This window comes from Planctomycetota bacterium (genome assembly GCA_016207825.1).
In the GTDB taxonomy this organism is placed as follows: Bacteria; Planctomycetota; MHYJ01; order JACQXL01; family JACQZI01; genus JACQZI01.
In genome coordinates, this window is the sequence record JACQZI010000013.1 from 1 (window position 1) to 10,383 (window position 10,383).

The window sequence follows — 10,383 nt, forward strand, 5'->3', positions numbered from 1 at the left end:
CCATTCTGCCGAAGGTCCCTATTATCGGGTGTCCCCGAATCCCGCCTCAGCGGGAGGAGCGGGGCGGGAATGACATTTCATGTCACTTTGTCTTGAAGCCGGAGACCGCGGAAGATTATAGTTCGCTCAAGAATTTAACGACAAGGAGCGGGATTTGGATGCGCTGGACGGGCAAACCGCTTGATTTTTCGATGTTCATCAAATCGCCCAACGCCCAGCCGATTAGCCGCCAGATGGAGATGTATTTAGAGGTAATTATTTAATCCAATATGAAAGTTGACAAAACCGCTTTTTACGGTTATTATATTACCATGCGCGATAAAACCATATCCACGCTGATTATTATCTGCCTAAGTCTGGCTATTATTTTATGCCTCCCTATCGGAAACAATACCTGTGCGGATGAACCCAAGATAAAAAATACGCAAGTTGATTCTGCCGCCGATGATTACACCCCGGTTACGCCCACTAAGAAATCCAAGGACTCCATTGAAATCCAGCCGATGCTTTCGGACAGCTACGATTCCGGCACAACGGGCCTCTATTCCGAACCCACTATCAAAGGAATGGATGATTTGCCGTTTTCCATTGTTTACATGAAGCGCAAAAAACCCTCCCAGATAAACCTGAAACGCTACGAAGCGGAATTAAACAAGACCTTCAACCGCGCCAAACCATCGCGTATCAATGAAAAGCCGAATCTCAACTCATTCGATACGAATCAACTGATTAAATCATCCCTTGCTCTCTTTAAAGACGACAAGTTCAGGGAATCGGCGGAAACCATCAAGAAAATACTGCTTGAAAACCCTGAGAACGGGGTCGCACTTATCCTTTACGGGAACGCCCTCTTCGCGATGGGCGATTACACATTTAGCGCCCGCGCCATACGCAAGGGAATGGCAATCGTTAACGACCTCGAAGATACGCCCATGGACTTAAAAGAATTCTATGACGACCCAAAAACATTCGACAAGCAAACCGAAGAGCTGGCGATACTGGCAAAATACTCCCCGGAAAGTTTCGAAGCCAAATTTCTCCTGGGCTATGTTTACTATTTCAGCGGTAAAACAAATGAAAGCCTTGCCATATTAAAACCGCTTGCCGAATTCAAGGAGCCGGACAAAGAAGCCTTGCGGTTCGTGCTCCGCGCCAAAGAAATCATGCGCAAGCAAAACACGCCCCCATCAAAAACAAAAGATTGATATTTTCTTTGACCCCGTTAGAGATTTATGTTAATTTGTTTTTTAATGGTTTCATATGTGTGAACCGGTAAAAGAGCTAATGCATTATTACCATGGACTATTACGAATCTCTAACGGGGTTGACCGCCTCTGCGTATAAAGCTATACTTGTGCTTTCAAAACACACTAACTTATAAGGAGGTTTTATGGAAGAGGTAAATAGACCACTTGGGGAAGGAGACCTGGCGGCAGTGCAGAAGCTTAAAAGCGCTTACGATAAAATGCGCTCTGAATTATCCCGCGCCATTGTCGGGCAGGAAAAAGTCCTGGAACAACTGCTTATTTCCATCTTTTCCAAAGGGCATTGCATCTTAATCGGCGTGCCGGGCCTGGCAAAAACATTGATGGTCCGCTCGCTCGCCCAGACCTTGTCGCTTTCATTCAACCGCATCCAGTTCACGCCGGACCTCATGCCGTCTGATATCACCGGAACGGACGTCATCCAGGAAGACCAGGCAACCGGACAGCGCTGCATGCAGTATATCAAGGGGCCGATTTTCGCCAACGTGCTTCTGGCGGATGAAATCAACCGCACCCCGCCCAAGACACAGGCCGCGCTCCTGGAAGCCATGCAGGAACTGCAGGTCACGGCCGGCGGCAAGAAATATACTTTGGAACAGCCTTTCTTCGTCCTGGCAACCCAAAACCCGATTGAACAGGAAGGCACTTATCCCCTGCCGGAAGCGCAACTCGACCGATTCATGTTCAACATCATGGTCGAATACCCCAGCGAACAGGAAGAACTGGATATCATGAAACTTACCACCTCGCCGTTTGATATGACCTTAAACAAAGTATTAAACCGCGAAGAAATAATGCACCTGCAGGATATCGTCCGCCGGGTGCCCATTGCGGATGTGGTCATGAAATACGCCATCAACCTAACCAGGCAAACCCGCGTCCATACGGAAATGGCGCCGGAATTTATCAAGGAATGGGTATCCTGGGGAGCCGGCCCGCGCGCCTCGCAATACCTCATTATCGGCGCCAAGGCACGGGCGGTCCTTCAGGGAAGGTATTACGTTTCCATCGAAGATATCCAGGCGGTTGCCCATCCGGTCTTAAGGCATAGGATTATCACCAATTTCTCCGCCGAAGCGGAAGGCGTCACCCCGAATAAGATTGTCGATAAGCTCCTGCAGATTACGCCGACTACGGAAAGCGAGCTGACCAAGGATGAAAAACTTCCTGATGTGATTCAACCGAGCATAAAGGAGTAAGGCGGGATAACCCATGGAGAATTTTCAGAATTATTTAGACCCGCGTGTATTGAATAAAGTTGCCCGGCTGGAATTACGGGCACGCCTCATTGTGGAAGGCTTTATCGCCGGCTTGCATAAAAGCCCTTACCGCGGGGTAAGCGTGGAATTCGCCGCGCACCGTGAATACACTCCGGGTGATGACTTGAGACACCTCGACTGGAAAATCTTCGGGCGTTCGGACCGCCTTTATATAAAAGAATACGAGCAGGAAACCAATCTCTATTGCCATATCATGTTGGATACATCCGAATCAATGGATTATGCCTCGGGTGAAATTTCCAAGTTCGAATACGGGCGTTCGCTGGCTGCGGCGCTTGCCTACCTGGTCGTCCAGCAACAGGATGCAGTCGCACTGGAATTATTTGACCGTGAGATATATAAGGCCATACCGCCCAGCAGCAACCCGGCTCATCTTAACGCCATATTCAAGGAATTGAGCGAAGTAAAACCCACCAGGAAAACCGACGTCAAGGCAATTTCCATGGACATGACCGAACGGGTGAGGAAACGCGGTCTCGTCATCATCATCTCCGACCTTTTTGATGACCCCAACGCCATCTTAAAGGGATTGCAAAGACTCCGTTTTAAGGGACAGGAAATAATCATATTCCACCTGCTTGATGAAGCGGAAATGTCTTTCCCGTTTGACTGGATGACACGTTTTATCGGGCTGGAAGAATATCCAGATGTAGTCACCGACCCCAGGCACCTGCGCCGTGAATATATCAATATCGTGCAGAATTTTATTACCACTTTGCGCCGCGGCTGCCTGAAAGAGCGCATTGATTACGTCCAGATTAGCACCGACCAGATGCTCGATGTGGCGCTAAGCGCATATTTAGCCACACGGCTGGCAACGCATAAAGCTAAGAAATAGAATAATATGGGAAGTTTTATTAATCCGGGATTGGCATGGCTGACACTGGCCGGCGCGATTCCGATTATCATACACCTCTTGAACCGGCAGCGTTACCGTAAAATACGCTGGGCAGCCATGGAATTCCTGCTTCAGGCGCTCAAGAAAACCAAGCGCCGCTTGCAGATGGAAAACCTGATTTTACTTATCATCCGTGTGATGATTGTCGTCCTCCTGGCATTTGCCCTGGCGCGCTGTTATTTCCAGGAAACACCCCTTGCCGCGCTCGGCACGACCGATACCCACGCCTTTATCATCATTGATAATTCCTACAGCATGGGTTATAAAATAGGGAAAAACTCCGTTTTTGATACGGCTAAAAATATCGCCAACGGGCTGGTTGACAAACTAAAACCATCCCATAAAGATAAGGCATCATTAATCGCCCTTTCCTCCAAACCTTCCATTGTGGTGAGCGAAGCCAGCGCCAACATGGAACTGGTCAAGAAATCGCTTGCCAATATGGAACTCTCCCATTACGCAACGAGCTGTTACGAAACTTTCCTGGCAATCCAGGATTTGGTCAAGCGTTCCAATTCATCACGCAAGATTATTTATCTCATCACGGATTGCCAGCGTTCCGGCTGGATAGTCCGCGACGAAAACCGCGCGAAATTCACCGATATCCTGGCTGAACTCAGTGGCAAGGCGGAAGTAAAAATCATAGATATCGGCATGAAAGACGCCGTTAATACCAATGTCAACGGCATCCGTTCCTTAAACCGCATCATCCGCACCCAGAAAACCGCCAATTTCGAGGTGGAGGTGAATAACTTCAGCCCATCGAGCCTTGCCACCCTGGAAGTAAGTTTCTATGTGGACGACCTTAAGCATAATAGCGCTTCCATCCCGGTCGGCCAATATGGACTTGGCGTGGTCAGTTTCCCGTATGAATTCGCCGAACCCGGTTCGCATCAAGTAAAAGCGATCCTGGAAGCCGATAACCTGGAACAGGATAACACCCGCTACCTTACCGTGGACGTGCGCGAATCCGTCCGGGTACTCGTGGTGGATGGCGAACCTTCGGCAGATCCTTACGAAGACGAAACAATGTATCTGAAATACGCGCTCCAGCCTTCGCGCATCGACGTGGAAAGGTTCAGCATCTACGCAATTGATACGGTTTCCGATATCGTCTTTGAAGAAACCGATATCTCCAAATACGACCTGGTCATCATGGCGAACCTCGAATACGTCTCGCAGGACAAGCTGAAAAAGCTGGAAGAATTCGTCCGTTCCGGCGGCGGCCTTTTAATATTCCTGGGCGACAAGGTTGACCGCATTTTCTATAACCAGTCGCTCTACAGGAACGGCGAGGGACTCCTTCCGGGCGAGCTGATTGAAATACTCGGCGATAAGGAACACCAAACTTACACGCGCCTGGAAAAAGCGGATTTCAACCACGAAGCGCTCAGTTATTTCCTGCCTATCAAGGACTACCTTACCCGCGTATTCATCTATGAATATTACCGGATGAAAGTACCCGAGCCTTCGGCGGAGGAAAAAGACAAACCGGAAAACAAGGACCTGCCCGAGATGACGACCGGTCAGGCGGGAAATAAAAATATCCGCGTGCTGGCGCGCTATAACGATACGGACGAAAACCCGGCAATCGCGGAAAAACTCTTTGGCAAGGGAAAAGTGATTGCCGTAACCACTGCCGCGGACATAGAATGGAATAACCTGCCGGCAACGCCGGGCGGAGTGATACTCTACGACCAGTTGGCGAAATTCCTTTCCACCCCTGACGTCGGCTTTAAAAATATCTCGGTCGGCGAGCCTTTGAAACTGATTATAAAACCATCCGAATTCAGCCCAACCTTTTCCCTGATAATGCCGGAACGCGGGATAAAATCGCTCTCGCCCGAACCGCTTCCCGGGGAACAGGGTTTTGCCCTTACCTGCCCGGAAAACGATACGGGACGTGCCGGTTTTTATACGCTGGATAAACTCGATGCCGATGAACAATCCAAACTCTTTACATATTTTGCGGTAAACCTTAACCCAACCGAAGGCGACCTTAAGAAAATATCAGAAGAAGAATTAAAGCAATTATACCCTTCGTTCAAGTTTGAACTCTTCAGCCAGTTTAACGAGCAATCCGCCCAATCAATAGCCAAGCCGCCGGCAAGTAATATCTGGAAATACCTTATCTGGACGGTTCTGGTGCTGCTGGCCATGGAAACCGTCTTAGCCCAGCGTTTCGGCTCGGCGAAGAAATAAAGATAAACACCCTGTTTATGATGAGGCGATTATGATAACCAGCACAACTTATCAACTGGAAGGATACCGCATTATCGAATACAAAGGGTTGGTCACGGCACAGCCGGCGTTTAAGACGGCCGGTTCTTACAAGCGCTTGCTGGAAGATGCCGAAAAGTTAGGCGCGAACGCCGTTATCGGAATCCGCTTTAATGACATGTGGTATGGCACCGCGGTAGTCGTAAAACCTGTATAATCAAAGCCGTTTGCATGCTTTTATGAAAGCTGTTTCAGCGCAGCTTGGGCGCGTTGGCTTTCGTGCCTGCGCCAGGTGATATCAGCCACGGCCTTGATATCGGCCTGCAATTCTTTGGTGACTCTTTCCTTTAAGCCCATTTCGACCAGTGCAATCGCCGCCGCGCCGCGCACATACCGATTATTATCCGCGGTCAGCTTGATGATATCCGGAATGAGCTCGCTGGCGCACAGATTGCTTAAGGCGTAGAGAGTGTTGGCGCGGACCCAGTTATTTTCATCCTTCATCAGCTTGACGATATGCGGTATGCACGTTTTGGCGCCGAGCTTGCCCAAAGCCAAAACCGCCGCGCCGCGCACCCATTCATCTTCATCAGCCAATAATTTTATGATATCGGGAATCGCCTTGGTATGATTAAGTTCACCCAGCACGAATATAGCCGAACTCCTTATTTTCACGTTTTTACTCTTAAGGAGTTTAAGTATTTGCGGGACAGATTCCTGCGCCCCTAATTTACCCAAAGCAAGTATCGCCGCCACGCGGACATCGTCATCCGAATCATTTACCAGTTTGGCAATTGCCGGGATTGATTTCCGGCTTTCGAGCTTCACCAGTATGCGAATGGCTGATTCACGCACGTGGCCTTCGTCATCGCGGAGCAATTTAGTCACTTCGGGAATAGACTCTTGCAGTCCCAGCTTGACAATCTCATCCGCCGCGGATTGGCTCACCTCCGCATCCTCGCTCCTTACCATGCTGATTAATTCGTTTAAATGCTGGTTCATAAATATTTAACACGGATTATATAATGTAAACGAGTTGTGTCAAGACTAATTACACACCCCTAACCCCTCTCAAGAGGGGAATTTTAAGTCCCCTCTAACAAGAGGGGATGCCCCCGTCTAAACGGGGCAGGGGTGTATTAGTAAATTTGTCATAGATTATAAGAAAGTTATTTATTGGATTCGAGGTTGCCCCGGAAGATGCGCGGCAGGCCGATAAGGTTATATGTCGCGGAAAGCCGGTGCAACAGGTTAAACTCATCGCCCCTGGTCTTGTCCGCAAAGATAATAAAATGCGAAAGGGATGTTTTATCTTCATCAACACCCAATCTATCGGAAGAAACATAAAGCGCTGTGTTATTATCCGGGCTCATGAAGCCAAACGTTAATCCTTCAGGCAAAAGCTTAGCCGCCCATCCGACCGCTGTTTCCGAAAGCATTTTTTCGCCTTGTTTGGGCGATTTCCCGTTAAAGTAGTTGGAAAAGAGGAATCTACCGTGTTTATTTATTGAAGACAGGTTATCATAATTATCCAGTTTCCCGATACAGCGGGAAAACATGATATCTGCCATGGGAAGATTATGGAAGAAATTGAAAGTCCGCCTCGCTCCCGCACCGTCTTTTGATTCAGCGCGGTAACGGACCATAATCGGACCGTTTGCCTCAAGGGTAAACAAAAACTCTTTGTCTCCGGGGGCGGTAAAGAAACCCTCGTTTTCGGCAACAATCTGCTCGCCGGACTTTTTCACCAGCCACTGGCTTATCCGCGCACCCTTCGGATTTATTTCCACCTTCATCCGCTCATTTTCCACCCATTTACTACCTTTTTTATCATAGGTTTTTAACCCCTTTATGTTATAATCAGCCTGTTTTTTGGGACCGTTCTTTAAGGCGTCAAAATATATGTAAAAACGGCGCGCAGTACCCGGCTTCCAATCGCCCCCGGCTATCCAGACAAGATTACCGATTGCATTATGCCTGGTATTAAAATTATTGCCCGGGTCGAATTGGCATGGGATATCCACCTGCCCTTTGGTTGTTTCCTCAATCATCCTGACAGAGTTTTTATCGAATTCTTTTCCGACACTTTCAGCCGGGACGCCGCTCCGCTCCGTTTCTTTAAGGAGTTCTGAAAAGTTGATGGTTATTTCAAGCGGATAATCCATACGCCCAACAGCGCTGGCATTCCTTGTATCTAAAGGCAATTCGGCATTAAGCATCAGGCGGTATTGCCAGTCATTATTCCACCAAACTGGGATTTTAGCGATTTCGGTTGCCGGGAGAATTGGCAATAACCGGATGATGCGGTTTGATAATTCCTTTTCCTGGAAATCAAGCTCTGCCGGTTCCGGAATTTTACCGGATAAAGGAAAATCTTCTGCTGTATGCGCCAGCATCTTTTGTTTTTCACGGTATATTTTTGCCATTCCTTCGAAGCGTTTCATTACTTCATCTTTTATGCCCGGCAAATAAATACGGCTATATAAGGCGGTATAGTCTGCTTCAAAGCGTTTGAGCTGGTTTTCCAACGTATTAAGCACGGTCTTGACTTCACCCAGTTTCATCAAAACCATGTGGCGGACATCCCGCCATTCGCTATAGAATTCCCGGTATTTGGACATGAGATTATGAGCAGTGCGGTATTTATCCACCAAAAACTGCCAGCGTTTAGTGGCAAAGGCGAGGTAATCCAGGTTATCCTTTCGGCGGCATGCCTTGTTTTTTATAAGTTCAATCAGTTTAAGCGCGTTATTGGCGCATTCCTTGGTATCCTTAAGGCGTTCGTAGAAATCCGGTACGGTCAAGTGGAATCGCGAATTAAACGGGTCGTCCCAAAAGATGCCAGTAGCATCATCCGGAAAGTTCAAAAGCTCCGCAGGCTTATAAAGATATTCGGCTATCTTAGCGAATTCCTCATCGCCCGCCCCGTAAAAGCTCCTGGTAAACTTCTTCTTGAAGTATTTTTCATCCGCCCCATCGGGAATCCAGGCACACTCTGATGCCCAGGCAACCGGAAACCACTCCGTTTCCATCCAGTCCTCTCCCGCGCCATGCCATGCACCGCAAACCATCATGCCTTCAATATTCGCCTCGGCGCCCTTGGTAATAAATCCGCGGATGTTCCGGAAGGCGTCCGGCATCATGGGAAACGCGCGATTAGTTGAACAAACTGAAGGGCAGATAAACTGACTTATCTTCTGGTTTTTAAACGGGTCAATCAGTTTTCCATAATCATTCTTCGGGGAATCCGAATAATTCATAACGATAATATTATTCGGCAATAAAGGTATCAGGCGCTCCGCTTTCAAAGGCATATCCGACCAGACCATCATCTGCTTGCTGAAACCCAATAATATCTTATTCAGGCGGTTGATGTGGTTAATCCATTTGTCAGGCGCGCTTACCTGGGTGGAGGAATCTATTCCGGCTTGCGCCTCCGCGTAGCCTTCACAATTGACATTAAAGAACTCGGACTTGTATGCCGGCACGATTTCCGAATATAAATCGGACAGTAATTCGTATGTTTTCTCCTTCATGGGGGAAAGCGCGGTTGGATTTTCCCCATCTTCGGCAATCGTTGTGTCGGTTGAGGAAAGCACCTTATCCCAATGGGTGAGCGATTGTAAATTACCGACAAGCTCGATATTATTCAAGGCGCAGTATTTGGAAAGCCTGGACAGGTCTTCCGGAGTAAGCGCTTCAGCCCTAGACAATTTAGGATATTTGGAAAACCTGAATGCTTGCGGCTCGGTATAAAGAGAGAGCATATTGAATTTATAGAAGCCGAGTGTGGAGACGATTATTTCCAGGTATTCCTTTTTAGGGAAGGGGTTATCGCTGATATCGAGCTGAAAACCTCTTCTTTTATAGACGGGCGTGTCGCGGATAAGGAGCGGAGGGACAATCACCTCTCCGGCTTCGGCATATAAACTCTGGCGCAGGGTCTGGACGCCGTAATAGACGCCGGCCGAATCGTTGGCGAGGACAAAAATATAATCCGGTGAAATATCCATGACATACCCTTCATTACCCAGCCATTGCTGGACAAAGACGCCTTTGGTTGTGGTGCGGTGCATGATGGATTTATCCCGCGCGGGAACGCCGAGGATGATTACATTATTATCATTTTTTACCAAGGTATCATCAACCGCAATGCGGACATCGACATTATAAATATCTTTGAGGTCGTCTTTAAGGAGTTGTGCGCTGTAGCGGTCTTTTTCGCTTGATGTGCTTTCCAGGACTATTTTCCATTCTTTATGGAGATGGGCATGGGACAAATCTTTCTTCTCTATTATCCGGGGCTGGGGGATGATAGCCAAGGGGAATTTAGGCCGTGCGATATCATTTTTCCATCCGCTTGCACAGGAAAGATGTGCTATGGCAAACAGGCATAATACCGCAATAGCAAAAGCAGTAATACTTTTCATTATCGTAGTGGAATATATCTTATTTATCGGCAGTTGTCAATTTCTCGCGTCCACCATTTACATATAATCATGCGTCCCCCGTAATCCCGCAAGGCTGGATGAAGAGGGGATATTTCCCTTAAGTCATCTGTATTCATTTATTTTTTAGGGGGGTGTATTAGGTAAGGCCGAAGGTATCATACGGTAAGGCCGAAGGTATTATATGGTAAAGCCGGAGATGTTATAGGGTAAGGCTTAAGGTGTGATACGGTAAGGCCGGAGATATGATACGGTAAGGCTATAGATGGGGA

Annotated in this window: 7 protein-coding genes; 5 read left to right on the top strand and 2 right to left on the bottom strand. The window is 48.0% G+C overall.

The window, feature by feature from the left end; genetic code table 11:
• Positions 1-269 precede the first annotated feature (269 nt).
• From HY811_06625 to HY811_06645, 5 genes are all read left to right on the top strand, one after another.
• Positions 270-1,205 carry a tetratricopeptide repeat protein gene (locus HY811_06625; protein MBI4834474.1) on the top strand — a complete coding sequence of 312 codons (936 nt, stop codon included), beginning with the start codon at positions 270-272 and terminating at the stop codon, positions 1,203-1,205.
• A 185-nt stretch (positions 1,206-1,390) separates the two neighbouring features.
• Positions 1,391-2,464 (top strand): MoxR family ATPase, encoded by a 1,074-nt coding sequence (locus HY811_06630; protein MBI4834475.1) that lies wholly within the window; start codon positions 1,391-1,393, stop codon positions 2,462-2,464.
• A gap of 13 nt (positions 2,465-2,477) precedes the next feature.
• Complete coding sequence (locus HY811_06635) at positions 2,478-3,383, top strand: DUF58 domain-containing protein (protein ID MBI4834476.1); 906 nt, start codon at positions 2,478-2,480, stop codon at positions 3,381-3,383.
• Positions 3,384-3,389: 6 nt separating this feature from the next.
• Positions 3,390-5,645 (top strand): BatA domain-containing protein, encoded by a 2,256-nt coding sequence (locus HY811_06640; protein ID MBI4834477.1) that lies wholly within the window; start codon positions 3,390-3,392, stop codon positions 5,643-5,645.
• A 31-nt stretch (positions 5,646-5,676) separates the two neighbouring features.
• Positions 5,677-5,880 (top strand): hypothetical protein, encoded by a 204-nt coding sequence (locus HY811_06645; protein ID MBI4834478.1) that lies wholly within the window; start codon positions 5,677-5,679, stop codon positions 5,878-5,880.
• Between the two features lie 20 nt (positions 5,881-5,900).
• On the opposite strand, the gene HY811_06650 is transcribed toward HY811_06645, so the two are convergent.
• Positions 5,901-6,665: a HEAT repeat domain-containing protein gene (locus tag HY811_06650; GenBank protein MBI4834479.1), complete on the bottom strand. Its 765-nt coding sequence runs from the start codon at positions 6,663-6,665 to the stop codon at positions 5,901-5,903.
• A 167-nt stretch (positions 6,666-6,832) separates the two neighbouring features.
• Positions 6,833-10,093, bottom strand: coding sequence for a beta-N-acetylhexosaminidase (locus HY811_06655; GenBank protein ID MBI4834480.1), 3,261 nt, complete (start codon positions 10,091-10,093; stop codon positions 6,833-6,835).
• Between the last annotated feature and the right edge of the window lie 290 nt (positions 10,094-10,383).

Coding starts and splice junctions, on each gene's coding strand:
- HY811_06625 (MBI4834474.1), top strand. CDS start 270: ATGAAAGTTGACAAAACCGCTTTTTACGGTTATTATATTACCATGCGC.
- HY811_06630 (MBI4834475.1), top strand. CDS start 1,391: ATGGAAGAGGTAAATAGACCACTTGGGGAAGGAGACCTGGCGGCAGTG.
- HY811_06635 (MBI4834476.1), top strand. CDS start 2,478: ATGGAGAATTTTCAGAATTATTTAGACCCGCGTGTATTGAATAAAGTT.
- HY811_06640 (MBI4834477.1), top strand. CDS start 3,390: ATGGGAAGTTTTATTAATCCGGGATTGGCATGGCTGACACTGGCCGGC.
- HY811_06645 (MBI4834478.1), top strand. CDS start 5,677: ATGATAACCAGCACAACTTATCAACTGGAAGGATACCGCATTATCGAA.
- HY811_06650 (MBI4834479.1), bottom strand. CDS start 6,665: ATGAACCAGCATTTAAACGAATTAATCAGCATGGTAAGGAGCGAGGAT.
- HY811_06655 (MBI4834480.1), bottom strand. CDS start 10,093: ATGAAAAGTATTACTGCTTTTGCTATTGCGGTATTATGCCTGTTTGCC.